The 24,977-nt window shown below is 57.6% G+C and carries 22 protein-coding genes and 1 riboswitch; of the genes, 14 read left to right on the forward strand and 8 right to left on the reverse strand.

Annotation, left to right across the window (positions count from 1 at the left end; all coding sequences use genetic code 11):
* Positions 1 to 14: 14 nt before the first annotated feature.
* Positions 15 to 149, reverse strand: a riboswitch (cobalamin riboswitch).
* Between the two features lie 149 nt (positions 150 to 298).
* The 3 genes from KCX70_RS12590 (at position 299) to KCX70_RS12600 (ending at position 3,039) form a co-directional block, all read left to right on the forward strand.
* Positions 299 to 517 carry a DUF2970 domain-containing protein gene (locus KCX70_RS12590; protein WP_102850394.1) on the forward strand — a complete coding sequence of 73 codons (219 nt, stop codon included), beginning with the start codon at positions 299 to 301 and terminating at the stop codon, positions 515 to 517.
* Positions 518 to 896: 379 nt separating this feature from the next.
* The gene (locus tag KCX70_RS12595; RefSeq protein ID WP_102850393.1) at positions 897 to 2,555 is read left to right on the forward strand and encodes a nitrite/sulfite reductase; all 1,659 of its coding nucleotides are present in this window, start codon (positions 897 to 899) and stop codon (positions 2,553 to 2,555) included.
* Complete coding sequence (locus KCX70_RS12600) at positions 2,539 to 3,039, forward strand: DUF934 domain-containing protein (RefSeq protein ID WP_212617764.1); 501 nt, start codon at positions 2,539 to 2,541, stop codon at positions 3,037 to 3,039. Before KCX70_RS12595 ends, KCX70_RS12600 begins: the two co-directional genes overlap by 17 nt.
* 255 nt (positions 3,040 to 3,294) lie before the next feature.
* Here KCX70_RS12600 and KCX70_RS12605 read toward each other — a convergent pair whose 3' ends face one another.
* Together KCX70_RS12605 and sohB are read right to left on the reverse strand one after the other, a co-directional pair.
* Positions 3,295 to 4,287, reverse strand: a complete 993-nt coding sequence (locus tag KCX70_RS12605; RefSeq protein WP_212617765.1) for a YhdH/YhfP family quinone oxidoreductase — start codon at positions 4,285 to 4,287, stop codon at positions 3,295 to 3,297.
* Positions 4,288 to 4,298: 11 nt separating this feature from the next.
* Positions 4,299 to 5,324, reverse strand: coding sequence for a protease SohB (gene sohB, locus KCX70_RS12610; RefSeq protein ID WP_102850390.1), 1,026 nt, complete (start codon positions 5,322 to 5,324; stop codon positions 4,299 to 4,301).
* A 177-nt stretch (positions 5,325 to 5,501) separates the two neighbouring features.
* Here sohB and KCX70_RS12615 point away from each other — a divergent pair, with 177 nt between their 5' ends.
* The 4 genes from KCX70_RS12615 to KCX70_RS12630 all read left to right on the forward strand — a co-directional run bounded on the left by KCX70_RS12615 (position 5,502) and on the right by KCX70_RS12630 (position 8,694).
* On the forward strand, positions 5,502 to 6,215 hold the full coding sequence (locus KCX70_RS12615) for a histidine phosphatase family protein (protein WP_102850389.1): 714 nt from the start codon (positions 5,502 to 5,504) through the stop codon (positions 6,213 to 6,215).
* Between the two features lie 60 nt (positions 6,216 to 6,275).
* Positions 6,276 to 6,590 carry an SCP2 sterol-binding domain-containing protein gene (locus tag KCX70_RS12620; protein WP_212617766.1) on the forward strand — a complete coding sequence of 105 codons (315 nt, stop codon included), beginning with the start codon at positions 6,276 to 6,278 and terminating at the stop codon, positions 6,588 to 6,590.
* Between the two features lie 242 nt (positions 6,591 to 6,832).
* The gene (locus tag KCX70_RS12625; RefSeq protein ID WP_102850387.1) at positions 6,833 to 7,900 is read left to right on the forward strand and encodes a phosphotransferase family protein; all 1,068 of its coding nucleotides are present in this window, start codon (positions 6,833 to 6,835) and stop codon (positions 7,898 to 7,900) included.
* A 26-nt stretch (positions 7,901 to 7,926) separates the two neighbouring features.
* Positions 7,927 to 8,694, forward strand: a complete 768-nt coding sequence (locus KCX70_RS12630) for an SDR family oxidoreductase (protein WP_212617767.1) — start codon at positions 7,927 to 7,929, stop codon at positions 8,692 to 8,694.
* A 71-nt stretch (positions 8,695 to 8,765) separates the two neighbouring features.
* Here KCX70_RS12630 and KCX70_RS12635 read toward each other — a convergent pair whose 3' ends face one another.
* Positions 8,766 to 9,413, reverse strand: a complete 648-nt coding sequence (locus KCX70_RS12635) for a hypothetical protein (RefSeq protein ID WP_212617768.1) — start codon at positions 9,411 to 9,413, stop codon at positions 8,766 to 8,768.
* A 198-nt stretch (positions 9,414 to 9,611) separates the two neighbouring features.
* Here KCX70_RS12635 and KCX70_RS12640 point away from each other — a divergent pair, with 198 nt between their 5' ends.
* On the forward strand, positions 9,612 to 10,394 hold the full coding sequence (locus tag KCX70_RS12640) for a TSUP family transporter (protein WP_102851444.1): 783 nt from the start codon (positions 9,612 to 9,614) through the stop codon (positions 10,392 to 10,394).
* Here KCX70_RS12640 and nudC read toward each other — a convergent pair.
* The 5 genes from nudC to dnaQ form a co-directional block, all read right to left on the reverse strand.
* Complete coding sequence (gene nudC, locus KCX70_RS12645; RefSeq protein WP_102850385.1) at positions 10,362 to 11,195, reverse strand: NAD(+) diphosphatase; 834 nt, start codon at positions 11,193 to 11,195, stop codon at positions 10,362 to 10,364. The two genes, KCX70_RS12640 and nudC, sit on opposite strands and share 33 nt — an antisense overlap.
* Positions 11,195 to 12,877, reverse strand: a complete 1,683-nt coding sequence (locus tag KCX70_RS12650; protein ID WP_102850384.1) for a ferrous iron transporter B — start codon at positions 12,875 to 12,877, stop codon at positions 11,195 to 11,197. The genes nudC and KCX70_RS12650 overlap by 1 nt, the downstream gene beginning before the upstream one ends.
* A 40-nt stretch (positions 12,878 to 12,917) precedes the next feature.
* Positions 12,918 to 13,730, reverse strand: a complete 813-nt coding sequence (locus KCX70_RS12655; protein WP_212617769.1) for a crotonase/enoyl-CoA hydratase family protein — start codon at positions 13,728 to 13,730, stop codon at positions 12,918 to 12,920.
* 163 nt (positions 13,731 to 13,893) lie between these two features.
* On the reverse strand, positions 13,894 to 16,146 hold the full coding sequence (locus KCX70_RS12660) for an Orn/Lys/Arg decarboxylase N-terminal domain-containing protein (RefSeq protein WP_212617770.1): 2,253 nt from the start codon (positions 16,144 to 16,146) through the stop codon (positions 13,894 to 13,896).
* Between the two features lie 98 nt (positions 16,147 to 16,244).
* Positions 16,245 to 17,030, reverse strand: a complete 786-nt coding sequence (dnaQ, locus tag KCX70_RS12665; RefSeq protein WP_212617771.1) for a DNA polymerase III subunit epsilon — start codon at positions 17,028 to 17,030, stop codon at positions 16,245 to 16,247.
* Between the two features lie 119 nt (positions 17,031 to 17,149).
* On the opposite strand from dnaQ, the gene KCX70_RS12670 reads away from it, so the two are divergent.
* The 6 genes from KCX70_RS12670 to KCX70_RS12695 all read left to right on the forward strand — a co-directional run bounded on the left by KCX70_RS12670 (position 17,150) and on the right by KCX70_RS12695 (position 24,813).
* Positions 17,150 to 18,358 (forward strand): site-specific integrase, encoded by a 1,209-nt coding sequence (locus tag KCX70_RS12670; RefSeq protein ID WP_003300466.1) that lies wholly within the window; start codon positions 17,150 to 17,152, stop codon positions 18,356 to 18,358.
* The gene (locus tag KCX70_RS12675; RefSeq protein ID WP_141396778.1) at positions 18,355 to 20,028 is read left to right on the forward strand and encodes a site-specific integrase; all 1,674 of its coding nucleotides are present in this window, start codon (positions 18,355 to 18,357) and stop codon (positions 20,026 to 20,028) included. The genes KCX70_RS12670 and KCX70_RS12675 overlap by 4 nt, the downstream gene beginning before the upstream one ends.
* Positions 20,025 to 22,088, forward strand: a complete 2,064-nt coding sequence (locus KCX70_RS12680) for an integrase (protein ID WP_036998704.1) — start codon at positions 20,025 to 20,027, stop codon at positions 22,086 to 22,088. The genes KCX70_RS12675 and KCX70_RS12680 overlap by 4 nt, the downstream gene beginning before the upstream one ends.
* Positions 22,081 to 22,521, forward strand: coding sequence for a hypothetical protein (locus KCX70_RS12685; RefSeq protein ID WP_082041292.1), 441 nt, complete (start codon positions 22,081 to 22,083; stop codon positions 22,519 to 22,521). The genes KCX70_RS12680 and KCX70_RS12685 overlap by 8 nt, the downstream gene beginning before the upstream one ends.
* Positions 22,522 to 22,805: 284 nt before the next feature.
* On the forward strand, positions 22,806 to 23,570 hold the full coding sequence (locus KCX70_RS12690; RefSeq protein WP_212617772.1) for a hypothetical protein: 765 nt from the start codon (positions 22,806 to 22,808) through the stop codon (positions 23,568 to 23,570).
* A gap of 23 nt (positions 23,571 to 23,593) precedes the next feature.
* Positions 23,594 to 24,813, forward strand: a protein-coding gene (locus tag KCX70_RS12695) for an IS3 family transposase (RefSeq protein WP_392602239.1) whose coding sequence is annotated in 2 segments (ribosomal slippage) — positions 23,594 to 23,939 and positions 23,939 to 24,813 — 1,221 coding nt in all. Because the reading frame shifts where the segments join, the coding sequence is not laid out codon by codon here.
* Positions 24,814 to 24,977: the final 164 nt, after the last annotated feature.

The raw sequence follows: 24,977 nt of genomic DNA on the forward strand, positions 1-24,977 counted from the left end.
CGCCCACCGCGACAATTCCTGGGGAGTACGGGCTGGTATCGGGCTTGGTCGAAGGTTCGACCCTACCGTTGCGGGGGCAGCATCAGCTTGGCACTGATTTCCCATTTAACCCGAACCTTGATCCGGGCACCGCGCACTCCATGAGATCAGCCGCTTGGCGACCGAAGGCGCGAACCTTACGCGGCGCACCCGGCAAGATCAAGCGACGAACCACGGCCCCGGGCACTTCCGGGTTTCGATGCGACGGGGTACGTGAAGATGGCTAGACTTCGGGTGAGTCAGCCATACCGGGGCAACCATGAACGACGAAAAGCAACCCAAACCACTTACGTTTCGGCAAATGCTGCAAAGCGTCCTGGCCGGCGCGCTCGGGGTGCAGAGCGGGAAGAACCGAGAACGGGATTTCAGTCAGGGCAAACCCAGCCATTTCATTGTGTTGGGTGTCGGCTTCACTGCGGCGTTCGTGCTGGTCATTCTCGGCGTGGTCAAGTTGGTGCTGTATCTGGCCGGGCTGTGACAACCCGGCATCGATCGGTCGCCGCTATTGGTGACTGACCCAGAACACGGCGGTGGCAACCGCCAGCAGAATCAGGACAAAGATGGCGGCGGCATCCGCCCTGCTGTCATTTCCACCGCGATGGGAATGCTCGGACATGGCTGCTCTCCTTGTTTATAGAAGTAATCGACGCTCAGGTTGCTTGCAGTTAAGACCATGCCGGCGAGGCGCTCAAGAACAAGGCTTTCAAATGCCCAAAACGCAGCGTTTCGTTCTAAACATATTCCCAAACATCACTTTTACGCATAAACGCTAACTGGTATCGTGCCGGCCTTCCCTAAAACGGGTGCGCGGCCGTGCGCGCGGAAAGCTGTAGACAGCCTGAATAACAGGACACCTCATGTACGTATACGACCAGTACGACCAGCACATCATCGAGGATCGCGTGCGTCAGTTCCGTGATCAGATTCGCCGCTACCTGGCTGGTGAGCTGACCGACGCGGAACTGCTGCCCCTTCGCCTGCAGAATGGCCTGTACATCCAGCGCTACGCGCCGATGCTGCGCATCGCCGTGCCTTACGGGCTTTTGTCGTCTACTCAGATTCGCAAGCTGGCGGAAATCACTCGCAAGTACGACAAGGGCTATGCCCACATCAGTACTCGGACCAACGTGCAACTCAACTGGCCCGAACTGGAGGACGTTCCTGACATCCTCGCCGAGCTGGCGACCGTACAGATGCACGCCATCCAGACAAGCGGCAACTGCATTCGCAACACCACCACCGACCAGTTCGCCGGTGTGGCCAAGGATGAACTGATCGACCCTCGGCCCTGGTGCGAGATCATTCGTCAATGGTCGACCTTCCATCCCGAGTTCGCCTTCCTGCCACGCAAGTTCAAGATTGCGGTAAACGGCGCCGCGAGCGACCGGGCCGCCATCGAAGTGCACGACATCGGCCTCGAGGCGGTGAAGAACGACGCAGGCGAGCTGGGCTTTCGCGTGTCGGTGGGCGGCGGCCTGGGGCGCACGCCCATCGTCGGCAGCTTCATCAATGAATTCCTGCCCTGGCAGCACCTGCTGACCTACCTCGACGCCATCCTGCGTGTTTACAACCGCTATGGCCGTCGCGACAACAAGTTCAAGGCCCGGATCAAGATCCTGGTCAAAGCGCTTACGCCGGAAGTGTTCGCCGAGCGCGTCGAAGCCGAGTGGGCGCACCTGAAGGATGGCCCGAACACCCTGACCGAAGCCGAAGTCGAGCGCATCGGCAAGTTTTTCATCGACCCCGACTACAGGACCCTGGAAGACCAGACCGAGGCGCTCGCCGCGCTCGACGCGGAGCACCCCGGCTTCGCCCGGTGGCGCGAGCGCAACGTGGTGGCGCACAAAAAACCGGGTTATGCCGCCGTAACGCTGTCATTGAAAAGCACCGGCGTGGCTCCAGGCGATGTCACCGACAAGCAGCTCGACACCATCGCCGATCTGGCGGATCGCTACAGCTTTGGCGAAGTGCGCAATTCCCACGAGCAGAACATGATTCTTGCGGATGTCGAACAGTCACGTCTGTTCGAGCTATGGAACGAGCTTCGCGAGCTCGGCGTTGCAACCCCGAACATCGGTCTTCTGACCGACATCATCTGCTGCCCCGGTGGCGACTTCTGCTCGCTGGCCAATGCCAAGTCGATCCCGATCGCCGAAGCCATTCAGCGCCGCTTCGATGACATGGACTATCTGTTCGACATTGGCGACATCGACCTGAACATCTCCGGCTGCATGAATGCGTGCGGCCATCACCATGTGGGCCACATCGGCATCCTCGGCGTGGACAAGAAAGGCGCCGAGTTCTACCAGGTGTCGCTCGGTGGCAGCTCCGGCCGTAATGCCAGCCTCGGCCAGATACTCGGCCCGTCCTTCGCACAGGACGTAATGCCGGATGTGATCGAAAAGATCATTGGCGTCTACGTGGAGCAACGTACCGAAGATGAACAGTTTCTCGACACTTTCCGCCGTATCGGTATCGACCCCTTCAAGGAGCGCGTCTATGCAGCGAATCATTAAGGACGGGCAGGTCATCGACGAGACCTGGCACCTGCTGCCCAAAGATGTGTCCCTGGATAGCCTGTCCAATTGCGACGACCTGATCGTACCGTTTCAGTTGTGGCTCGATCACGCTCACGCATTGAAGGCGCGTGACGGTGGCTTGGGCATCTGGCTGGACGCCGACGAAGCGGTCGAAGAAATTGCCGATGACCTTGAGCATTTTCAGGTGATCGCGCTCAATTTCCCAACCTTTACCGATGGTCGCCATTACTCCAGCGCACGCTTGCTACGCGAACGCTATGCCTACAAGGGAGAAATCCGGGCGATCGGCGATGTGCTGCGTGATCAGCTGTTCTACATGCGGCGTTGCGGTTTCGATGCCTTCGCCATCCGCCCTGACCGCGACCCCTATGATGCGCTGCAAAGCCTGGAAGACTTCAGCGTCACCTACCAGGCCGCCGTTGACCAGCCGCTACCGCTGTTCCGCCGGCGACTAGGCTGAGCCACGCTGTAATGCAAAACCCGCCACTCGGCGGGTTTTGCGTCATGAATACATCCAGAAATTCGGATGCTCTATCGGGGCGACCTGGCCCTGCTGTTGCCGGCCAAAGATGACCTTGATTTTCTCTGCCAGTGCTTTCATACGGACCCCGCTGCGTTGAAGTGAGCGTTAGCTTCTTTCAGCGGCGCAGCGGAATGAAATGGGCGTTGCCTATGGCTTCTATAGCGCGCTGACCAGAGGCTGCCCCTGGCAGCGTCAGTCGAGCCGAACCAACATCCGCCCCGCTTGCTGTCCGTTCAGCATTTGCGCTATGGCTGCAGGCAGCTCTGCCAAGGTGATTTCTTTCACCAGAGCGTCCAGGTTCGGCAGCTTCCATTGCACTGACAAGCGATCCCACATCGAGGCCTTGACCACCAGCGGGATCTCCACCGAGTCGACGCCAAGCAGGTTTACCCCTCGCAGGATGAAGGGCAGTACGCTGGCCTGGAAATTCGTGCCGGCAGTCAGACCGCAACATGCGACGCTCGCGCCGCGCTGCAGTGATTTGACGACATTGAACAGGATATCGCCACCGACCGTATCGACGGCGCCCGCCCATTGTTCTCGCAGCAGGGGCTTCTCGGTACCGGCCTGGAGGGCGCTGCGCTCCAGAACCTGCTTGGCGCCGAGCCCGGTAAGGAAATCAGCGTGGTCCGGTTTGCCGGTGACCGCTGCGACGTGGTAACCGAGACTGGCCAACAAAGCGACCGCAATGCTGCCGACGCCGCCTGTCGCGCCAGTAACCAGCACCGGTGCGTCGGTCGCTTCGAGGCCAGCCTGCTCAAGTTTGTCCACACAGAGCGCAGCGGTCAGTCCGGCCGTCCCCAACGCCATGGCTTCGCGCAGGGAGAGCCCGGCGGGACGCTTGATCACCCAGGCTGCCGGCACGCGGATGTACTGGCCAAAACCACCCGCCGTGTTCATACCCAGGTCATAGCCGGTAACGATGACCTCGTCACCTGCAAAGAACTCCGAGACGCTCGACTCGGTAACGACGCCGGCCGCATCAATGCCTGGTGTGTGCGGGAAATTGCGCGTCACACCACGGTTGCCACTGGCCGAAAGAGCATCCTTGTAATTCAGCGAAGAATAGCTGACACGAATCAGCACCTCGCCGGCCGGCAGCTCGTCGATGTTGCGCTCGACGACCTGCGTCTCGAATCGGCCACTCGCGTTTTCACGCGCCTGCAGCGCCAGAAAGCTTCCCATCGGTACCTCCGTCATTGCCAGAATCGCTGTTCGTTGAGCCGCGCCCAACCTTTCATCACGCTCTGCTCCAGAGCGACGCTGGCCGCCATGCCAAAGCGCTCCGGAAGACTCTTCTTCTCGGCGTAATGCAGCTGGTAAAGGTCCGCATCATGGGCTCGTGAAGCCAGATACTCATCGCTGGTTTTCAGCTCGTCGACCAACTGCTTGCCCAACGCGGCGATGCCCAGCCAGACCTCACCCGTTGCAACGTCGTCAATGGCGACCTGTTGCCGATAGCGCGCAACGAAGTTCTTGAACAGCTCGTGTGTGGTCTCCAGATCGTCCTGGAATTTCTCCCGGCCTTTTTCGGTGTTCTCGCCAAAGACCGTCAGGGTGCGCTTGTATTCGCCAGCGGTCAGCACCTCGACATCGACGTCGTGCTTTTTAAGCAGACGATGGACGTTGGGCAATTGGGCAACGACGCCGATCGAACCGAGAATGGCGAAGGGCGCACTGAGAATCTTCTGGCCGATGCAGGCCATCATGTATCCGCCGCTCGCCGCAACCTTGTCCACGCAGACGGTCAGAGGCACCCCGGCATCGCGGATGCGCACCAGCTGCGATGCCGCAAGCCCGTAACCATGAACCATGCCACCACCGCTCTCCAGGCGCAGCACAACCTCGTCCTGGGGCGTAGCCATGGTCAGCACCGCAGTGATCTCGTGGCGCAGGCTATCCACTGCGGACGCTTTGATGTCACCGTCGAAATCGAGCACGAAAACCCGCGGACGGGTTTCGGGATTCTTCTTCGCCAGCTTGGCCGCCTTGGCCTCGCGTTTGCGCTGTTGCTTGAGCTGCTCCTTGTCGATCATGGTTTGTTCGAGACGCTCACGCATCGACTTATAGAAATCGTTGAGTTTGTGAACTTCCAGATGGCCACCCGCTTGCTTGGTTCGCCCACGCCGCAGCGACGCAAGCGCTATCAGCACCACCAGCACGGCGGCCACCAGCGTCACGGTTTTAGCCAGAAAGCTTGCATAGTCAGCAAGAAACTCCACAGGTCCCCCTTGAATCGATAGCCGCCAGTAGAACCGTTCCGATTGGCGTAAGCGCTCAAGCATACCGACTGCGCGACAATTTGAGCAGCGCGAGCCAATTCAAACAAACGTATGATTTATCGTTGACACCCCAGGGCGATCCCCCTACCCTCGCGAAAAATAGGTCCGGAGCGAAGCATGGGCAGCATCTACCTGATCAGACATGGTCAGGCGTCATTCGGCGCAGAAAATTATGATGTCCTGTCACCGCTTGGCATTCAGCAGGCTAGCGCCTTGGGCGAGTACTTGGATCGCCTGGGCATTCGCTTCGACCGCTGCATCAGCGGAGACCTCAATCGGCAGCGGGACACGGCAAGCGCGACGTTGCAACGCATGGGCGCAGGCCCGCAACTACCACAACCAGCCATAGAGACCGACCCCGCCTTCAATGAATTTCATGCCGACGAAGTGATTCGCGCGCACATGGACGATTTGCTGGCCGTCGAGCCCGAGGCCATGCAGATCCTCGCCAACGCAGCCAGTCACCGCGCCGAATTCCAACGTTTGTTCCAATACGTGATCTACCGCTGGGCGTCCGGCGAGCATGAGAAGCACGGCCTGGAGAGCTGGCAGAGCTTCGTGGACCGCGTCCAGGCCGGCTTGCAGCGGGTGCTCGCCCAAGCAGGCAAAAAGGACCATATCGCCATTTTCACCTCTGGCGGGACCATTACCGCACTGCTTCAATTGATCATCGGCGTACCGCCTATCAAGGCGTTCGAGCTGAACTGGCAGATCGTCAATACCTCACTCAGCCGCTTGAAATTCCGCGATCAGGACGTGGCCCTCGCCTCGTTCAATAGTCATGTACACCTGGAACTGTTGAAGAATCCGGAGCTCGTCACCTATCGATAGGCTCCAGCCAACTGCGGCCGCGGGCTGCACGTCTTTCCACGAGAACAAAGGGACATACCGATGAGCAATGTCGACGATACCATTCAGGGCATGAAGGCCAAGTTCAACCCCAGGGCAGCGGCCGGCCTGGACCTGGTTTTCCAGTTCAACATCACCGATGCCGAAAACTACTACCTGGTCGTGAAGGACGGCACCTGCGATTTCCATAAAGGCGAATCGGCTGACGCGAACGTTACGCTGATTATGGACAGCGAAACCATGCAGGGCGTCATTAGCGGTGAAACTGACGGAATGCAGGCGTTTATGGCCGGCAAGCTGCGCGCCGAAGGCGACATGATGCTCGCACTGAAGCTCAGCGAGCTGTTTCCGGCCTGACCGCGGATATGCAACGAAAAAAACCGAAGTCTCGCGACTTCGGTTTTTTTATGCGCTTTTTTAACGAACTTGGCGCATCAAGCACCCTGATTACACGGCAACACCCAGGCCAATAACGACCGACTTTGCTTGGTCATGGTCGCCGCCGCCTTTAGATTACGAGCGCCGGATGGTCAGTCGTCGTCTTGGGCTCGGGCTGCCAAGACCTGCTTACCAGGCATCGATCAAAAGAAGGGACAAGCATGGCGCTAACAGATCAGACCAGCCGCATACGCGAGGGTGAAGAGCTGCCCACCGATATCATCGACCAATACCTCAAAGCCCACATCCCGGGCCTTGAGGGCAAGCCGATCATTTCGCAATTTCCGGGCGGGGCATCCAACCTGACCTATCTGCTCGAATACCCGAAGCAGGAGTTCGTGCTACGCCGCCCGCCGTTCGGACACAAAGCCAAGTCTGCGCATGACATGGGCCGGGAATACCGGATTCTCAATCAGCTCAACGCAGGTTTCCCCTACTGCCCGAAGGCGTATGTGCATTGCACTGACGAAACGCTCATCGGCGCCGAGTTTTATGTCATGGAGCGCGTCAACGGCATCATTCTGCGTGAAGACATGCCGTCCGAGCTTGGATTCACAGCGGAGCAAACCACGGCGCTGTGCAAGAGCTTCATCGACAAGTTCGTCGACCTGCATAATGTGGACTACAACGCCTGCGGCCTTGGTGACCTGGGCAAGCCGGAGGGATACGTGCAGCGGCAGATCAGCGGCTGGATCGACCGCTACGAGCGGGCCATCACGGCCGATGCGCCCGGTTGGGAGCCGGTAAAGAGCTGGTTGCGCGACAAGATGCCGGCCGATCACTCCAAGCCCGGCATCGTCCACAACGACTACCGCTTCGACAATGTCATCCTCAGCCCGAGCAACCCGATGGAAATCATCGGTGTGCTGGATTGGGAGATGACCACCATAGGCGACCCGCTGATGGATCTGGGCAATACGCTCGCCTATTGGATCGAAGCGACCGATCCGCCGCCGATGCAGTTGATCCGCAAGCAGCCGAGCAATGCCCCCGGCATGCTGACGCGCCAGGAGTTCGTCGACTATTACGCCGAGCGCGCCGGTATTCGAATCGACAACTTCGACTTCTACTACACCTATGGCCTGTTCCGTCTGGCCGCCATCGTCCAGCAGATCTACTACCGCTATTTCCACGGCCAAACCCAGGACAAGCGATTCTCCAAGTTCGTGCAAATGAACGCCCTGCTCGAGCAAGCGAGCCTGCAGGTCATCAACAAATCGAAGCTGTAACACAGCTCACCTAGAGGGAACCCGTCATGAGCAAAACCACCCTGTTCGATCTCGATGGCAAGATCGCCTTCGTCTCCGGCGCCAGCCGCGGTATCGGTGAGGCCATTGCAAAACTCCTGGCCCAGCAAGGCGCGCACGTCATTGTTTCCAGCCGCAAGATCGAAGGCTGCCAGGCTGTCGCGGATGCGATAACCGCCGCTGGGGGCAAAGCAACCGCGGTCGCCTGCCACATCGGAGAGCTGGAGCAGATCCAGGCCGTATTCGCTCAGATTCGCGACCAATTCGGTCGGCTGGACATTCTGGTCAACAACGCCGCGACCAATCCACAGTTCTGCCATATTCTCGACACAGACGTTTCGGCGTTCCAAAAGACCGTCGATGTGAACATCCGCGGCTATTTCTTCATGTCCGTCGAGGCTGGCAAGCTGATGCGTGAGCATGGCGGCGGCAGCATCATCAACGTGGCCTCCATCAACGGCGTGACACCTGGCAACTTCCAGGGCATCTACTCGGTCACCAAGGCTGCCGTGATCAACATGACCAAGGCCTTCGCCAAGGAATGCGCACCGCAAGGAATCCGCTGCAACGCGTTGTTGCCGGGCTTGACCGATACCAAGTTTGCTTCGGCACTGGTCAAGAACGACTCGATCCGTGAGGAAGCGCTGCGCCATATCCCGCTAAAACGCGTTGCCGACCCCAGCGAAATGGCCGGCGCCGTGCTGTATCTGGCCAGCGACGCATCGAGCTACACCACCGGCTTGTCCGTCAACGTGGACGGCGGCTATCTTGCCTGATCGAACATCGCGCTAAGAAAAAAGGGAACCCGAGGGTTCCCTTTTTTCGTCAAGCGTACAAAAACCTGGGGCTACCAGTCCTTCATCGCCCGTTCGGCAGCGTCGTTTGCCGGTTTTGCCAACAGCCCCGTCGGCGCCATCTCGACGGTATAACTGGCACCGTCGGCGATGGGTAGATAACTCACTCGCCGGGGCTGCGCCTCGAGTAACAACGACCCACATTGGCAACCTTGCAACCATGCCCAGAAGTCTACCCCGGCCTGGCTATGTCCCAACGCCACGCTTGGGCGGTGAGCCCGATCTTCCTGCTCGACGGCAAGGTAGCGCCCAGAGAGCCTTTCCAGCCGGTAACCGGGCTTCAGCCCAATGAGCGACGCAAGACCTTTCCAGTGGAGCGCGCGCACGTCCAATTGCCAGAGATCGCCTTCCAGCACGACATAGCGGATGCGGCTGCCCTCCTCGACTTTCACCTGATAACGCTGCTGCCCGTCGGCCTGAAAGGAGAGCGACACCAAAGGGGCACCTTGTACCAGCGGCTGATAAGTCGTGACGTCCCAGGCGATCAATCCGATCAGCCCTGCGATTACTAGCACGGACATACCCAGGGTTCCGCGCAACCAGCCCAACAGCCAGTGGCCGCCAGTCAGCACCCGCGCGGCGATTAGAGCGATGAGCAGCGCCGACGACGCGACAACCACCGCGAGTCCCATATATTGCATCGATGGCCTTCCACAGATTCGACGGGGCATTATCGATACGGGCTTCCGAGCCAGCCAGCATCGGAGAGGAACACTGGGGACGAGTCGACATTCTGCGACCGTTCGCCCACTTGGACAGGATGTTGTAGCCAACCATTGGCGCCTTGCCTGGCAACCGGCATCATGCTCCGCCTGCCCTACGTTACCAAGAGCGACAATATGCCGATGCTTGAATTCGCCGTGGATCCGCTGGTTCTGGTCGCCCTAATGATGGTCGCTTTTCTTGCTGGCTTCATCGACGCGGTTGCTGGCGGAGGCGGCCTCCTGACGCTGCCGGCGCTGCTTACCGCAGGGCTGCCGCCACATCTGGTTCTCGGCACCAATAAGCTGTGCGCGACCTTCGGTTCGGCCACCGCGAGTTATACCTTCTATCGCAGGAAACTGTTCGAGCCACGGCAATGGCGGTTTGCATTGCTGGCTACTGCGATCGGCGCAGCGCTAGGCGCAGGGCTGGCCCACCTGATCCCGGCACACTGGCTCAATCAAATGCTGCCAGTGGTGGTGTTCGCCTGTGGCTTGTACCTGTTGTTTGGGCGCGCACCCACGGCGCCACGAGTCGATCAGGCGCCCATTTCACGATATCGGCAGTGGCCACAAGGGTTGACGCTGGGATTCTACGACGGCGTAGCCGGTCCCGGTACCGGTGCGTTCTGGACGGTCAGCACAATGCTCCTGTATCCGCTGGATCTGCTCAAAGCCAGCGGCGTCGCGCGCAGCATGAACTTCGTCAGCAACGGTGTCGCACTCGCCGTGTTCATCATCAGCGGGCAGGTCGCCTGGTCGCTGGGGATCGGGATGGGGATCGCCTTGATGATCGGCGCCTATCTCGGCGCTCGCACCGCCATAACGGGAGGCTCGAAGTTCATCCGTCCGATCTTCATCTCCATCGTGCTGGCGCTAAGCGTGCGCTTAGCCTGGCAGCACTGGTTCGGGGCGGCCTAAACGCCGAGCCACATAGAGGTCGATCAGGTAACGGGCGATGGATTTCGGCGCCGGCAACGGGGGCAGGTCGTGTATCGAGAACCAACCGGCGTCCTCGATTTCTTCTGGCTGCATGACGATCTCCCCGGAGGCGTATTCGGCATGGAAGCCCAGCATCAGGGAATGTGGAAACGGCCAGCCCTGACTACAGATGTAGCGAGGATCGCGAATCGCAACACCAACTTCCTCATGCACCTCGCGCCGGACGCATTGCTCGACCGATTCACCGGGCTCCACGAATCCGGCCAAGGTGCTGTACACCCCGGCAGCGAACCGAGGAGAGCGGGCCAGGAGCAGCTCGTCTTCTCGCGTCACCAGGACGATCATGCTGGGGGAAATGCGGGGGTATTGGTGAATGCCACAGCGCTCGCACTGCATCGCCCTTTCGCGCGGGTGCTGGCGCATCGGGCCGCCACAGCTGCCACAGAAGCGATGATGGCTCGCCCAGGTGCCTATCTGGGCCGCGAAGCCGAGCATGCGGAACCGATCGGTGTCGTCATCCTGAAGCATGAATTGGCGCAGCCCCTGCCAGGTCGCGCCAGGCACCTCGACCGGATGCGCCAGCTCCAGCAGATACACCGAATCGCCTTCGAAGTAGCCCAGACCCTGCTCGCTGAGCAACGGCAATTCGAGGCGCTTGAGCCAGTCCCTGGGAAACAGCACGCCGTTGGCATCGAACAGAAAGCCGTGCTCACAGTGCACGACGGCCCAGCCGCCGATATCGGACGGATCGAGCAGTGCCGGCTGCCAACGCAGGCTCATCAGGCTGCCACCGGCAAGCCCAGCGCACGGACGCTCTCGGTCGCGAGATCCAGCACGCTTACGCGGGAAGCGTCACGACGCAGTATCGCGCCGCCGTCGAGGTAATATTCGAGGCTGGTCAAGGCATCGGCCAGGGTTTCGAGCATTTGTTCAGGGGGCATCTGCACGCCTTCCAGCATTTGCTTCTGGATGAAGTCGGCACAGGCGCCGATCAGTTCGGCAGCCCGGTCCTGCTCGAGGAAACGCAGCCCGCCACGCACCGCCATCAGGCTGAAAGGCACGTTCGCCAGGTGCAGCTTCTCTCCGTTGGACTCCAGATAAGCCGTGATCGCGCGCTTTGCCAGCGCGAGCCCCGCCGTGGCTTCGCCGATGACGACGATGCACGCCTCGGTGAGCTGATGGTTGGCGAATGCTTCGGCTTCGTGGCCTGGCTGCACGCTCTGCGGCCGTACATCTCGGCGCTCGCCCCGCTCCAGGCTTGCGACCATGCTCTCTACGTAGAGGACCGCGTCAGCCAACTTCAGCAGCGCTTGCGAATCCGGCAGCTGCTCGGCGCTCCAGCCTGAGACCACCGGAAGCTGCGCATGCAAGGCGCTGGACGCCGAAGAGAGCCCCACCATACCGAGGGTCTTCGCCAGCTTACCGACCAAGCTGTGCAGATGCGCGTAGGACTCGGCCGGCGCGGTCTGCCGTTCGATCAGATCCAAGAGGTCCTTGAGACTCGCCAGCTCTTCCCGGATAGCGGATGACAGCGAGCGCATCACCGCCTGCCCGGGGCCGGCGAGACGCTGGGATTCGTCCTCTAGCAAATGGTCGGTAAAGGGCAGCGATCCAAGCGAGAAGGTTTCCCGAACCTGGGTCGCCAGCGGCCCACTGCTTTCGGCCAATGCCACAAGGTACAGGAGCTCCTTGAGCAGCACACGCGGCGGTTCGTAGGCATCGCTGCTGCTGAGCTGACGCAGCTCGCGATCGAGACGGGAGAACAACTGCTTGCGTGACTGACGCGGCAACAGCTGGCCATCGAGCTGAGCCTCCAACGCGGCGCTACCCAGCCAGCACAGGCGGCCGCCGGGCGTGTTCGCGAACAGGAGATCCAGACGGCTGAGCGCTCGAGCCATGAGCTTGAGACTCGCCGAGGTTTTGTCTTCACGAATGAAACCGAGCAGCCCGACCTGATACATCTGACGCAATCGTCGCGCTTCGGTCCCAAGCGCTGCAGGCTCTCTGGCCGCCGCGGCCACTGGCGGCCGAGCGTGATCGAGGCGGACGCTGAAGAAAAAGCTCTCCGGCAACGGCGCCTGTCCGTTGGCCAGCCGCAGGGCATTGATGGGTGGCAGGAGCAGTTCGGGCATCTCCTGCCGGCTGGCATCGACGCTTTCCAGATAGCGTCCGAGCACATAAAGCGCGTTGCTCAGCGCCGCCAACTGAGTGTCCCGCTCCTCGCCGGCACCGACCGGGATGTCGGTCGCCAGCTGCAGAATCTCCTGCGCAAGCAACTCGCCGCCGGTCAACTCGATGAGCTTGAGCGTACCGCGCACCTGCTTCAGGTTCTCGACAGCCTGCTGTAACAGACTGCCGTTGCTCCGATCGATGATGAAGTGCTCGAGGCTCTGCTCGGCTTCTTCCATGGTAGCGAATAGCTCATCGCGGACCAGGCTGAGTGAAGTAGCTCCGGTAACCATGGCTAGCGCGCCTCCCGCGCAACGTTAGAGTAATGACGCATCAGTCGGCGAAGTCCGGTTTCTGTTTGCTCATGTGGGCAGCCATGGCGACCTTGAGGTCCGCGGACTGAAGCATCGCCGCGTTCCAGGTGGCAATGTATTCGAGGCCATCGTCGACCCGGTGGTCTCGCATGTAGCGAATCATCTCTTTGGTGCCGCGTATGGCTACTGGCGATTTGGCCGCGATATCGGCGGCCAAGGCACCGACCGCGCTCATCAGGGCCGGCAGGTCTTCGTATGCACGATTGACCAGCCCTATGGACTGCGCCTCCTGTCCCTCGACGGTGCGCCCGGTATAGGCGAGCTCGCGCATCATTCCGTCACCGATAATCCGCGGCAGCCGCTGCAGCGTACCGACATCGGCGGCCATGCCCATGTCGATTTCCTTGATGGAGAATTGCGCGTCGAACGTGCTGTAGCGCATATCGCAGGCTGCGATCAGATCGATCGCACCGCCAATGCAATAGCCCTGGATCGCAGCGATCACGGGCTTGCGGCAGTTATCCACCGCATTGAACGATGCTTGCAGCTTGAGAATCTGTCGGCGCAGGCGCTCGGCGTTACGACCGACGTCGCTGCCCATCTGACTGGCCGCCTGCGCCAACAACTGGAGATCGATGCCAGCCGAAAAATGCCTGCCTTCGCCGGACAGGATCACCACCCGAACCTCGTCCGTATCGTCGATCCATTGAAAGATATCGACTATTTCACTCCAGAACGCGGCGTTCATGGCGTTGACCTTGTCAGGCCGGTTGATCGCTACATGGGCGATCTTGTCCTTCAACTCCACACGGAAGGCTTGGTATTCAGTCACGCTATCATCCTCGACAGCCGAGGCACCTCAGTGCCTGAAAACAGTTAAACAGCTCCGCGGCAGGGACTGCTCTCAACCGAGCAACTATAACAACAGCCGAGTGAAAGTCGATGCGGGACGTTGTGATGCAGCCCACGCCTTGCACATCCTTGGCAGAGGACGGTCACATCTCGAGTATGCAGTCGACGGTATAGCGCGTGCCGTCCGGATGATCTTCGCGCTGCAGCCCGTGCACGTCGGCATCGAAGCCAGGGAAACGCTCGGCGAAACGCTGGGCGAAATCCAGATAGTCGAGGATCGATCGCGTCTCGGCGGTGAAGCGCTCCCCCGGCATGATCAGCGGAATGCCTGGCGGGTATGGCACCAGCATGACGGCGGCGATACGGCCCTCGAGGGCATCGATGGGCACTGCTTCGACCTCACCTCGAACCAGCTTGTCGTAGGCATCCGCCGGCTTCATCGCCAGTAGCGGCAACGCGGTATACATGCGTCGCATGGCCTTCGCCGTGGCGTTCTCGCGGTAGCAGTCGTGCAGCGAATCACACAGATCCCGCAGCCCCATGCCAACGTACTGACTGCCTCCGGCCTGCATGATGCTCGGCAGGGCATCGCAGAGCGAAAGGTTGTTGTCGTAATGACGCTTGAACTCCAGCAGTTCCGTCAGCAGCGTGCTCCATTTGCCCTTGGTGATGCCCATCGAGAACAGCACCAGGATCGAATAAAGCCCGGTCTTTTCCACCACCAAGCCCCGCTCCCACAGGAATTTGCTGACTACTGCAGCAGGGATGCCCCGCTCGCTCAACTTGCCGCCAGCCGTGAGTCCGGGCGTGACCAGGGTGACCTTGATCGGATCGAGCAGCACATAATCGTTCGCGACTTCGCCGAAGCCATGCCAATCGGCTTCCGGCTCGAGCAGCCAATCGGTCGTGACCAGCTCATCCGCGCCGTCCACCGCATGCGGCTGCCAAATGCTGAACCACCAGTCATCAGCCGCCAGATGTTGCCGAAGATTGGCCAGCGCACGGCGAAAGCTCAGCGCTTCGTCGAAGGTCTCCTGGATCAGCGATCGCCCGGCGGGACCTTCCATCATCGCCGAGGCGACATCGAGCGATGCGAGAATCCCGTACTGCGGGGACGTCGAGATATGCATCATGAAGGCTTCGTTGAAGCGATCACGATCCAGTTGCCGCTGCTGACTGTCGAGTACGTGGATCATCGATGCCTGACTGAAGGCCGCAAGTACCTTGTGCGTCGAATGGGTGGTGAATACCAGAGGCCCCTGTTCGCGCGTATCCATGCCATAGCGCCCGTCATAGAACTCATGAAACGCGGCGTATGCGTACCATGCCTCGTCGAAGTGCAGCACATCGACGCTGTTGCCCAGTGTCCGCTTGATCAGGTTGGCGTTATAGCAGAGGCCGTCATAGGTGGAGTTGGTGACGACAGCCAGCTTGACCCGCGGCAATCGTCCGCGCGCCAGCGGATTCGCGTCGATCTTGGCCTGGATCGACTCGGGAGAAAACTCTTCGAGTGGGATCGGCCCGATGATCCCCAGTTCATTGCGTGACGGGGTGAGGTAGAGCGGTATCGCCCCGGTCATGATGATCGAATGCAATATCGACTTGTGGCAGTTGCGGTCTACCAGCACCAGATCGTCCCGCGCCACCATCGAATGCCAGACGATCTTGTTCGCCGTCGAGGTGCCATTGATCACGAAGAACGTGTGGTCCGCACCGAAGTTGCGCGCCGCACGCGCCTCGGCTGCCGCCAGCGGGCCGGTATGATCGAGTAGCGAGCCGAGCTCAGGTACCGAGACCGACAGATCGGAACGCAGCGTGTTTTCGCCGAAAAACTGATGAAAGGCTTGCCCGACCGGGCTTTTACGAAAGGCGACACCGCCACCGTGGCCTGGCGTATGCCAGGAATAGTTGGAGTCACCGGTGTGCTGCACCAGCGCGCGGAAAAACGGCGGCAGCAAGCCGTCCAGATAGGCGCGCGCAGCCCGCGCCACTTGCCGCGCAAGAAAGGGAACGGTGTCTTCGAACAGATAGAGCAAACCGCGCAGCTCGTTCAGATCCGCCATCGCCTCGGCGGGCGCGTTCTCGATGGTGATCTGCTCACCCAGGGCAAAGATCGGTAACTGGGGCGCGCGACGTCGAGCGACACGAATCAGGCCGACGACGTCCTGCAGCAGCCGCTGATTTTCCCCGGCCCCCTCGGCCGCGACCAGAATGCAGGCCAACCCATGATGCGTGGACGCGACGATGCGGCCTTCGGCAGCGCTGCCGGTCGGGAGGATATGAAAGCCGTCCCGTTCGAGCTCCGCAGCGATTTCACGGACTCGCTCGCCAGCGACGGTATCGGCCTTGATGTCGCGGTGAACGATGAGGATGGGAAACTTGAGGTCTTTGTACATGGGCGGTTCCTGGAGGCATTCCCCTCCAGCGTAGAAGCTCCGCCCCCAAGCTCCAAGCGCGAAATGCGCGCGTCGGCGAGATTATCGCCAGCAGCCGGTCAAGCCGGCAGGGCTTGAGCCTCGATATCGGCCGGCTGCTCCAACTGTACCCAGAGCGGAGCCGCACCCGCGGCCTTCTCGATAGCCTGCATGCGCGCCGCGTGCGCAGCAAGCTCTTCGGCATCGGCACGAATGACCAGGGTGCTGGGACGGTCAGCCGGCAACCGGCGGATCGGCGTGGCCTGCTGGCGACCACCATTCTCGGAGTCGGCCCCCTCACCGGCCAGGGACAGATTGGTCTGCCCGCCGGTCATGGTCAGGTAGACATCAGCGAGGATCTCGGCGTCGAGCAGAGCGCCGTGCAGATCGCGGCCCGAGTTGTCCACGCCGTAACGCTTGCACAGCGCGTCGAGGCTGTTGCGCTGACCAGGATGGCGCTCGCGCGCCATCAACAGGGTATCGAGGATGCTGCAATGCTCGCTCAGCTCGGCCCGATCCTGCTGGCCGAGCAAGGCAAATTCATTATTGATGAAGCCAACGTCGAACGCCGCGTTATGGATGATCAGCTGCGCGCCCTTGATGAATTCGAAGAACTCGTCGGCGACGTCCTTGAATCGCGGCTTGTCGGTCAGAAATTCGTTGGTGATGCCGTGAACGGCGATGGCGCCCTCGTCGACTTCTCGATCCGGCTGCAGATAGACGTGATAGTGCCGACCGGTCAGGCGTCGCCCGATGACTTCGACACAGCCGATCTCGATGATCCGGTGGCCATCGGTCACCGGCATGCCAGTGGTTTCGGTATCCAGCACTACCACCCTGTCAGTATTCGATTTGTAAATCGTCATAGCGCACTTGCCCCAAAGTAGTCACAAACACTGGCATCCAGCTCAAAATTGCTCGCGATGCCCAACGCAAAGATGTAAACCAAAAATCGTCTTCCACTCAACTGCGCAAAAATGTAAACATGCCCTACACAATCAAAACCTTCATGACAAGGTCCGGCGAGCGGTTTTCCCAGCTTTACGACACAGAGACGCCAGGCCTCCCTTTATTCTACCCGACAGCCTTTGTCGCTCGCTTCCTCCGCTCAGCCACTCACGAGACGCAGAAAGTCTATCTGGCCGTGATCAAGCGCATCTGCGAATGGGAATTTACCAAACAGGTGGACCTCGCCAACTGTTTCCATAGAAGTAAGTTTCTCACCTGTGCCCAGATTGATGACCTTGCTAACCATCTAAGAGCCAGCAAGCTCGGAGGAAAAGGCGAAGTCATCGGAAGCCCGAAGTACAACACCTATGTCGCCTATGCAACAGAGTATCTTCGCTGGCTTGCCCAAGAGGTTATTACGGACTGGAACACAGTAAACGTAAGAGCATCAATCGAAGCTCAAAGCGATATGCTCTTAAAAAAGAAAATCCGAAAAAGCGGTTCAAAATCCTCGCAAAACCGTCGTGTAGTTACCAAAAGCCTGACCACTGCCTCCAGCGGCAAATTATTGAGCCTGTTCGAGCAACCATTCGAAGGCATAACGCGCACTCAAGATCTAGGATCCAGGATACGGAATATCGTAATGCTCCGTATTCTCTACGAAACTGGCATGCGCGTCGGCGAGCTACTAGGCCTCAAGCTAAAAAACTTTAGCAATGCAACTGGCGAGGATAGTGCCACCTTAGAGATCACCCGCAATCACCATGATGAATTCGATTCAAGACTGAACCAGCCAGTTGCTAAAACACTCGGCCGTACGCTTCCAATATCGGAAAGCCTCGAGGCACAACTTGATGAATACTGCAACAACTGGCGAGCTGAAGTCGAAGGTGTCGGTTTCTCTGACGAAGACTTCATTTTTGTAATCCATCGAGCCGGGCGAACCCTAGGCCAAGCACTCCCTAAAAGTTCTTTCGACTCCGGACTTTCTAACCTCAAAAAATCCTTTCCGGCACTAACACCGATTCACCCGCACCTTTTACGCCACGATTGGAACTATCGATTCTCAATGAAAGTAGATGCGATCGGCATGTCATTTGAAGAAGAACGACAATTAAGAGAGTATTTAATGGGCTGGGCCCCCGGCTCAGCCATGTCAAACCGCTACAACTATCGACATGTGCAAGAAAAATCGCTCGAAGTCGGCTTATCCATTGCATCTGACTCAGCGAGGGGCCTACAGTGAATAGCACGCCAACACATGCAAACATCTCAACAGAGCTTGACATCGATCTACAACGCACGGATCGCCCTGAGCCTCATGGAGATTTGTTTTATTGGGATAATGACACTTTAGTTAGAACAGGTCAAAAACGGATCGACATGACCCATGGCCTGTCGCGATTACTCTCATCAATCAAGACCTCCTTCAAACTTCACCTAATCTCCTTCAGCAAACAGGGAACTTATTCAGCCACCTCCTGCACGACTTTCTTCATGAACTTCAGGGCAGCATTGAACTCCAACCCTCCTGAAGAATTCAACGCAGGCTGGATAGCGCATTCCATTGCCAGACCGGGATTCCATGGCGCGAAAAGAGTCGCCATCGAATTTTTCCTGCACTGGAAGGAGCGTTACGATTCAGCCATTAAGATAGACGCATTGCACTTGCTGCAAGAAACAGCTGCTCGCCCTAACGGCCCACGTAACGTGCTCTCAGACGACCCTGAGAAGAGCTGGCTAACCGAGGATGAATACGAGTCCTTGTTGATGTCCACTTGGAACAACTACGACACAGGAGTCTCTGACACCCAAGTAACACTAATTAAAATCTTGTCTATGCAATACGCGCGAAGGCCAAATCAAATCGCGCTACTAAAAGCTGGCGATATAAGGGGCTTTGATGAATCAAAAGAAATCGGACTAACGGGCCGAATCATCGATTTCCCAGGAATCAAAGACCAAGCAGCCGAGACTGGCTTTCGAGACAGCAAATTCGAACCACACCCACTGGCAGATCACGTATGGGGGCTTTGCCAAATTCAGCGCCAAGAAGTCAGAGAACTTTATGAGCATACTCTCGGCCTCTCTCTCACGGACGACCAACTAAATCTACTACCTTTCTTCTGCAGTGAAGAACGCATTAAAGAAGCCCGCAGCCTGATTGAAACCCACCTCAAACTAGAGCTTCTTGACAGCCTAGACTCTCCTCATTTCCATCTTGAACGGCATTCAATTACTGAGATATTAAGATGGAAGAGAAACACCCCGTCCTGCGCATATGGCGCAGCTAAGGGTCAGTACTCTAAATGCCCGAAGGCACCAATCAGCCCCCGCACCAGTCGGGTAATGATTATTAATGCGACCCGAATGCGTCATACACGAGCACGTCAACTTGCGCGAAAGGGCGTACCAAAAAATTTGCTTTCGCACTGGCTGGGCCACACAACAGAAAGAGCACTCGAAGCCTATTATAACGACCCAGCGGAACAGGCCCGTGTCATAGACGAGGCCATGGGTCCGGCCTTGGCACCGCTAGCAATGGCTTTTGCTGGAGCTTTGATCGATTCAGATGAGCAGGCCACAAGAGCCACCGATCCGACTAGCAAACTCGAGTTCTCACGCCCTGGAGAGCTACTTAGCGTCGGACGCTGTGGCAAGCACAGCTTCTGCGCTACGACCTCGGTTCCTATACCCTGCTACCGCTGCAAGCATTTCGAACCTCTCGTACATGCGCCACACCATGAAGTACTAGATGCTCTGCTACAGAGGCAGTCTGAGGAGAATCAAGCGTTAAGAATTGGCGGGCAGCGAAATCTACTTATTCCCATTGATCTCTCTGCCGACATTCTTGCAGTAAAAAATTGCATTACCCGCTGCAACAACCGAATTGTCGAACTGGGGCTAACTCAATGACCCAGATTATCCAATTTATTCCAAAGCACGAAATATCAGCCAATCAGAACCTAGACGACTTCATCAATTTTGCTCATAACGAATTAACGCTTTGGTCCGACCTGCGCGGCTTTACTTGGACAGCTGATAGGTGGCAAACAACGCACACGGGCATCCGTTTTATAAACTTTGAAAATAAAGACCTACCACCCAAGTCCCGAAGCCAGCCAATCCATTTGATGCATCCATCCTTTATCGAATTCGCCAAGGCATTTCTCCGATACAAACACACCCTGCACCCAACCAAGGGAATAAGCAGAGACATCGCTGCATTACGACTGATCGAATTTTCGTTGCGCCAAAACATGGCAACACCCGACATCACTAAATTTGACCAGCGGCATTGGGAAATAATCGTCTGCACTTTGGAGTCAAGCACTATACGGCAATCGCTCTGCAACATAGTGCTTTCCATTCTAAAATCGTTATCAGATCTCTTCATAATACAGGTCGACCCGCGTTTTTGGAGGCACCCTTACCTAGGTGCGCGCAGTTACGATTACTTAAATGGTTCTCAAGCACCTGCTGAAGTAAAGGCTCAGAAAGCTCCTGATCAGGATGCGCTACTTGCGATTGCAGAGGTATTCTCACGTGGCGCCTATGAAGTGCAGATTGATAATGACGTTATGGTCACTTGCATTACCGCTTTACTACTAAGTGCACCCATGCGTATAGGTGAGACCCTGCGCTTTCGCATTGATTGCTTGCGAGACGATCACGACAAAAACGGGGAGATTCAATACTATTTAGTCTACTGGGTCCCAAAGACCAAAGAGTTTGCACGCAAACCAATTCCGAAAACACTAATAAATATCACTACAGACGCAATAAATCGGCTAGTAAAAATCACTGACGAAGGCCGCTCCTTGGCCCGTTACATGGAAACCAACCCATCGAGATTCTACCGCCACGCCAATTGCCCTAATGTTCAAGACAACGAGCCACTCTCGGTAAAGCAAGTAATGCAGGCTCTAGGTTTTACCGATCGAACCTGCTGCCAATCCCTTATCCATAGACTAACCGGTAGTTGGTCATTGTCCGGATTTACTCTAGACTCGCTTTGGAAACTTATACTAATAGAGCACAAAGCCACCAACCCATATTTCCCCTACCAGGAGCCACACCAGGGATCTACCAATCCTCCATTGAAAATGTCTGAGTCACTGCTATGCCTTCGTCGCAACCAATTGCGCTTGCGGAGCACTGCAAGTCCCGTTCTGTTAGCGCCATTTGATCCTAGTTTTTATGGGAAGCGCCTGGACACTGGAAACGCCGCGGCCGAGTCCATTAACTTTTTCGCCTATCACGGATACAAGGCATTTAAGTTAAAGTCACACAGCATTCGCCACCTAATTAATAGACTCGCTCGCAGCAGCGGCATTTCATTGGATCTGATCACGGAGTGGAGCAGTCGCGCCACCAGTCGGCAGACGCGCACATATTTGAATGATGACCCGCTCACGTTCGTCGCCAAAGGAGCAGACATACTAGGTACGGTCCAGAAAAATGAGCCACTTCAACCGGTTACTGAAGAACATGCAGAAAAATATGGCCATGGTCCATTCCATCGCAGCCGCTACGGTATTTGTCGTCGTAGCTGGCGAGCTGGCCCTTGCAACAAATTCGCAGACTGTCTTAATTGCTCTGAGCTATTGATGTGTAAAGGAGATAGGCTGGCCACTGATACGATTCAACATGATCTAGATAGCCTTAGACAGACGTACGATGCCGCACAGCAGGCGATATCAGATGGAGAAAGGTCGGCGTCGCGCTGGACGCTTGTTACGGCCGCACAAATTAAGCAAATCACTAATTTGCTTTCAATTTTGAATGATATATCGATCCCGGATGGGAGTCCCATCGAAATAGAGGGCAGGGACTTCAGCCATGAACAGACAATTGTTTCCGAAAAAGCCGAAGCAGCCGCGATCAGGCTGCCTGACAAACAAATGCTTGGAATAACTTATGGCGATGACCTTCTAGCTTGCCTAGAACTTCTCCGGAGCACCGACAATGCCTAAGATCATCTCTGACAAGAATGAAAGGCAGATCGCGCAACTTGTTAGAAACTGGCCGACTGATCATTCACTGAACTGGAACAGCATCTGCCTTGGTGCTCAAGAAATTTTAGGCTGGGGAGCCCCACCAACTCGTCAAGCACTCAATAAAAAACTGCTGATTAAAAGCGCCTACAAAGCAAAGAAAGGTCAACTCAAGTCCGTCGAAACAAAACTCGATGGGATGTCGAAACCAAGAAGCACACTAGATGCGATGAAAAAAATTTCCCGACTTCAAGCTGAGAATGACGCTCTGAAGGCACAACTTTCCACAATGGCTGAACTCGCCAACCGACTTATCTATAACGCATCTATAGCAGGACTTTCACGAGAGAGACTCATGACCCCGCTCCCTACAGTCCATGAGCCAAAGAAAAAGCTCAAGCCCAGAAAATAGCCTGCATGCCTCACCAGTCCGACCAGCCAAGCTAGTTCTTGACTGCTCGCAATTGGCCGATAGCTGCGTGTCACTAGCGTCCGCCACCGGCCAAAAGCAGCCTGTCGTAACAAGCCTGAACCAGCAGCTTTCTTACAGACTGCTCGCCGGCTGGACTCTAAAGCCAGCTGCCACTGAATACGGGGAGACGGCGGGAGCCCTGTTTCTTCGGCCAAACCGTCTCGCTAGTATGTGGACACCTGCCACTGGTGCCTTGGGTGCCGAAATGTTTGAAGGGATTCAGAATGATCCGAAGGTTCCGGCTTGAGCAAAAAGGCCGCTACGAGAAGCTGGTAATAGCTCAACGTTTGTCGGACATGGTGGACAACTACCTGGATGGGCGCCCTGCACCGTTGCTGATCGGTGCCGAACAAGGTGGTATCGGCGAATGGGATGACGTGGTCATCTACCATGCGGATGAGCATTATGAGCACTTCCAGATCAAGCGGCAGACGACCCCCTTCAGCGATAAGCACATCGATAAAGCCGACTACATAAAGTCCTATAAACCCAAGGCCGGCAACAAGGCAGCAGCAAGTGCAACGCCAGTTGTCCCGTCCGATAGCGCCATCGACTCTGAGCTCGATAAGGCCATGAAGAGCTTGTCTGCCTGGAGTCTCACACCCCAGTCCAAGCAGCCGCCAGTCCGCGCTTTTTCACTCATCCTGCTCGGCCTGGAAGTTGTCATCAAGGGCAAGCCAAGTGACTCCATCACCGCCAATCACCTGCACGAGTTTTGTCGACTCTGCAAGCAGGACGGTCTTGATCTGGCTGCCCTATCTAGCCGCCCCGATACCCCAACGCAAAACGTCTATAAATGGTTGACGACCTGGTGTGGCTTTACCGACTGGGATCATGTTCGACAAACCATGCGGACACTTACGATCCATGCCGTAGGGAGCGAAGAGAACCTTGAAGAGCGTGCGTGCGAGTCGTTAGGACGGCACTTTAATGATTCGCGGGTGAACGAGCCCCCTGAAAGACAGGACACCGTTTCCCCCTTACGATAAGGGATAGGCAAACGGTTATGTTTATGACTAATAGCAACGATAAGAGTGGGGAGCTTTTGGGTCGGGAGCGGCGGCGCCGCTGGAGCCCTGAGCAAAAGCTGACCATGGTTCGAGAGAGCCTTGAGCCCGGGCAGAGCGTTTCGTTGGTGGCTCGGCGTAACGGCATCAATGCCAACCAACTATTCCTGTGGCGCAAGCTTTACCAAGACGGCAGTTTGTCGGCGGTCAGTGCTGGCGAAGCCGTGGTACCTGCCTCCGAGCTGAGCGATGCGCTCAAGCAGATCCGTGAACTGCAACGGATGCTGGGCAAGAAAACGATGGAAGCAGAAATCCTCAAAGAGGCCGTGGAGATCGCCCGGTCGCGAAAATGGATTGCGCACTCACCCTTGTTGCCGGGGGACGACCAGTGAAGCTGGTCAGCGAATGTCTCGGTGTGGCGCGCTCGCAATTAACGGTTCGAATCAAGCAATCGGCATCCCCCAAAGTACGGCGGAGCAGGCCTGTGAACGATGCTGATCTGGTAGTTGAAATCCAGCAACAGGTCAGCGAACTTCCCAGCTACGGCTACCGCCGCGTCTGGGGATTGCTGCGTCGCGCCCGTGAAACCCAGTCGCTACCGGCGATCAATGTGAAGCGGGTTTACCGGGTCATGCGTGATCACAACTTGCTGCTTGAGCGCCGCATCAAACAGCCCGGTGTGCCGCGTCGGCACGAAGGCCGTATTGCGGTGGAAGCCAGCGATACGCGTTGGTGCTCGGACGGCTTTGAGTTCCGTTGCGAGGACGGCGCCAAACTGAGCGTGACCTTCGCCCTGGATTGCTGTGATCGCGAAGCCATCGGCTGGGTCGCGAGCCCGACCGGGTACAGCGGCGATGATATCCGCGATTTGATGCTGGAAAGCGTGGAGAAGCGCTTTGGTGATCAACTGCCCGCCACGCCGGTGCAATGGCTAAGCGACAACGGCTCGGCGTACACCGCCGAACAGACACGCCTGTTTGCTCGACAGATCGGCTTGCAGCCGGTGACCACCCCAGTTCGCAGCCCGCAAAGCAACGGCATGGCTGAGAGCTTCGTGAAGACGATCAAGCGTGACTACGTGGCGCACATGCCCAAACCGGATCGAGAAACGGCGCTGCGCAACCTGGCAATTGCCTTCGAGCATTACAACGAGCAGCATCCGCACAGCGCTTTGAAATACCGCTCGCCGAGGGAGTTCAGGCGCTTGGCAGCAGCATCAATTTAACGGGGAGTTGGTGTCCGGTTTTGTAGGGGCAAGTCCAGCGGGCAACCCTTGAGAAGCTAGTGGGGTACATTTCTACAAGTACCACGGATGTTAACGCCATCAGCTGTCATGCGATGGCTAACCATCTCAAAGACGCACGCCGGTCAGATGCTGTGACTTGGACG

The sequence above is a fragment of the Stutzerimonas stutzeri genome (assembly GCF_018138085.1).
Taxonomy (GTDB): domain Bacteria; phylum Pseudomonadota; class Gammaproteobacteria; order Pseudomonadales; family Pseudomonadaceae; genus Stutzerimonas; species Stutzerimonas stutzeri_AI.

Bases quoted from the DNA above. Each gene is read 5' to 3' on its own strand.
- KCX70_RS12590 (WP_102850394.1), top strand. From the start codon at position 299: ATGAACGACGAAAAGCAACCCAAACCACTTACGTTTCGGCAAATGCTG.
- KCX70_RS12620 (WP_212617766.1), top strand. From the start codon at position 6,276: ATGAGCAATGTCGACGATACCATTCAGGGCATGAAGGCCAAGTTCAAC.
- KCX70_RS12630 (WP_212617767.1), top strand. From the start codon at position 7,927: ATGAGCAAAACCACCCTGTTCGATCTCGATGGCAAGATCGCCTTCGTC.
- KCX70_RS12600 (WP_212617764.1), top strand. From the start codon at position 2,539: ATGCAGCGAATCATTAAGGACGGGCAGGTCATCGACGAGACCTGGCAC.
- KCX70_RS12670 (WP_003300466.1), top strand. From the start codon at position 17,150: ATGCCCTACACAATCAAAACCTTCATGACAAGGTCCGGCGAGCGGTTT.
- KCX70_RS12635 (WP_212617768.1), bottom strand. From the start codon at position 9,413: ATGCAATATATGGGACTCGCGGTGGTTGTCGCGTCGTCGGCGCTGCTC.
- nudC (WP_102850385.1), bottom strand. From the start codon at position 11,195: ATGAGCCTGCGTTGGCAGCCGGCACTGCTCGATCCGTCCGATATCGGC.
- KCX70_RS12605 (WP_212617765.1), bottom strand. From the start codon at position 4,287: ATGGGAAGCTTTCTGGCGCTGCAGGCGCGTGAAAACGCGAGTGGCCGA.
- KCX70_RS12690 (WP_212617772.1), top strand. From the start codon at position 22,806: ATGATCCGAAGGTTCCGGCTTGAGCAAAAAGGCCGCTACGAGAAGCTG.
- KCX70_RS12680 (WP_036998704.1), top strand. From the start codon at position 20,025: ATGACCCAGATTATCCAATTTATTCCAAAGCACGAAATATCAGCCAAT.
- KCX70_RS12685 (WP_082041292.1), top strand. From the start codon at position 22,081: ATGCCTAAGATCATCTCTGACAAGAATGAAAGGCAGATCGCGCAACTT.
- KCX70_RS12640 (WP_102851444.1), top strand. From the start codon at position 9,612: ATGCCGATGCTTGAATTCGCCGTGGATCCGCTGGTTCTGGTCGCCCTA.
- dnaQ (WP_212617771.1), bottom strand. From the start codon at position 17,030: ATGACGATTTACAAATCGAATACTGACAGGGTGGTAGTGCTGGATACC.
- KCX70_RS12625 (WP_102850387.1), top strand. From the start codon at position 6,833: ATGGCGCTAACAGATCAGACCAGCCGCATACGCGAGGGTGAAGAGCTG.
- KCX70_RS12615 (WP_102850389.1), top strand. From the start codon at position 5,502: ATGGGCAGCATCTACCTGATCAGACATGGTCAGGCGTCATTCGGCGCA.
- KCX70_RS12660 (WP_212617770.1), bottom strand. From the start codon at position 16,146: ATGTACAAAGACCTCAAGTTTCCCATCCTCATCGTTCACCGCGACATC.
- KCX70_RS12650 (WP_102850384.1), bottom strand. From the start codon at position 12,877: ATGGTTACCGGAGCTACTTCACTCAGCCTGGTCCGCGATGAGCTATTC.
- KCX70_RS12595 (WP_102850393.1), top strand. From the start codon at position 897: ATGTACGTATACGACCAGTACGACCAGCACATCATCGAGGATCGCGTG.